At 56.5% G+C, this 582-nt stretch carries 1 protein-coding gene; it reads right to left on the bottom strand.

Annotated elements, in window-relative coordinates:
• Positions 1-582, bottom strand: a 582-nt coding sequence (locus AC1D1X_RS25255; RefSeq protein ID WP_477699631.1) for an AMP-binding protein, incomplete at both ends; no start/stop codon positions are given.

The following is a 582-nucleotide window of genomic DNA, read 5'->3' as shown; positions in this document are numbered from 1 at the left end:
CGGAATGAGTGTCAGATGAGCTCCCCAACGAATCGAGAGCAGGCATAGCGTCAGCGCRAAGATGTGATACAGCGGCAAAGCAGCGATATTGTTTGTCTTGCTGACATCGCCTATCCGCTCTAGAGCCGGCGTGAACCATTCTTCAGCCTGAAGAATGGCCGCAACGATATTGCGATGCGTGAGTACGGCGCCTTTTGACAATCCGGTTGTGCCGCCGGTGTATTGCAAAAAGGCGATTGAATCCAGTGTGGTCTGCGCAGGCCTGAGAGGCAGGCGGCTACCTTCGGCAATTGCGCGATTGAAGGCTGTCACGGTGCGCCCGTTTGCAAGCGGCAATTTGTAGGCGGGCACCAGCTTGGCCAGGTGGCGAACTGCGAAGTTGATCCATTGGCCATACCAGAAGCCCAGCAAATCACCCATGGACGCCATGACGACGTTCTTCACTGGTGTGCGCTCAATCACTTCCGCCAGTGTGGCAGCGAAGTTCTCCAGAATGACGATGGTAGTGGCCCCGGAGTCGCGTAACTGGTGTTCCAGTTCACGGGCGGTGTACAGCGGATTGACGTTGACGCAGGTATAGCC

The organism is Polaromonas sp. P1_G4 (genome assembly GCF_056405475.1).
Note: the sequence above shows the minus strand (reverse complement) of the source record. Positions and strands in the feature narration are given on the sequence as shown.